Below are 1,035 nucleotides of genomic sequence, written 5' to 3'. Positions count from 1 at the left end.
GACCAGCTCAAGCTGGTGTTCGACGAGACCGGCAAGTCCAACCTCAGCATCACCGGCGTGACCTACAACTCCAAGGGCCTCGGCCTCGCAGCGCTGACCAGCGGTGTCGATTTCATCGACAACTCCGCGACCAACAAGGTGCTGTCGAACCTGAACGCCGCGTCGAGCACGCTGCGCTCGGAAGCGTCGAGCCTCGGTTCGAACCTCTCGGTGGTGCAGGTGCGTCAGGACTTCAACAAGAGCCTGATCAACGTGCTGCAGACCGGTTCGTCCAACCTGACCCTGGCCGACACCAACACGGAAGCGGCCAACAGCCAGGCGCTGTCGACTCGCCAGTCGATCGCGGTCTCCGCGCTGTCGCTGGCCAACCAGTCGCAGCAGAGCGTGCTGCAGCTGCTCCGCTAACAAGCGGACGACATCGCAAGACGACTATGGCGGCGGGGCTTCGGCTCCGCCGCTTTCTTTTTGCGGCGGCATCAGAGTGCCGCTCGACGAGGTGCAAAGGATGCATTCGGATGCAGCCGATTGCTTACTCTGAGTTATGGTTGACAAGTCGCAAACGCCGGGTCGTTGCGCGAAAAAGCATCATGCTATCATGATGATGTGGACGAGCCTGAGATGGCTCCGACTGCTCATATGGTGAATCCGCGCAAGGACTGGCGCGACACGCTTCATGCTTTGTTAGCCGTCTGCATTCACCGTCCCGGCATCGATTAATCCTAATCGAAGTTTGTTGCGTTGCGTACCAGAAGGGTAACACTCAATGTCCGGTATTGTTCTCTCCTCGTCGGTTCGTCAGAACCTGCTCTCTCTCCAGTCCACCGCTGATCTTCTTGCCACCACCCAGAGCCGTCTGTCGACCGGCAAGAGCGTCAACTCGGCCCTGGACAATCCCACCAACTTCTTCACCGCACAGTCGCTCGACAACCGCGCCAGCGACATCAACAATCTGCTCGACGGCATCGCCAACGGCGTGCAGGTGCTGCAGGCTGCCAACACCGGCATCACCTCGCTGCAGAAGCTGATCGACTCTGC

General features: G+C 59.7%; 2 protein-coding genes. Both read left to right on the top strand.

Features of this window, described 5'->3' with window-relative positions:
- Positions 1–405: flagellin (locus tag AC0L20_RS39555; RefSeq protein ID WP_473295597.1), on the top strand; the 405-nt coding region annotated here is incomplete at its 5' end.
- 358 nt (positions 406–763) lie between these two features.
- Positions 764–1,035 (top strand): flagellin N-terminal helical domain-containing protein (locus AC0L20_RS39550; protein ID WP_473251516.1); only part of this gene is annotated, 272 nt, incomplete at its 3' end.

Source organism: Bradyrhizobium sp. Kon58 (genome assembly GCF_055807455.1).
The sequence above is the reverse complement of the archived record's forward strand: the minus strand, read 5'-3'. Positions and strand labels throughout refer to the sequence as shown.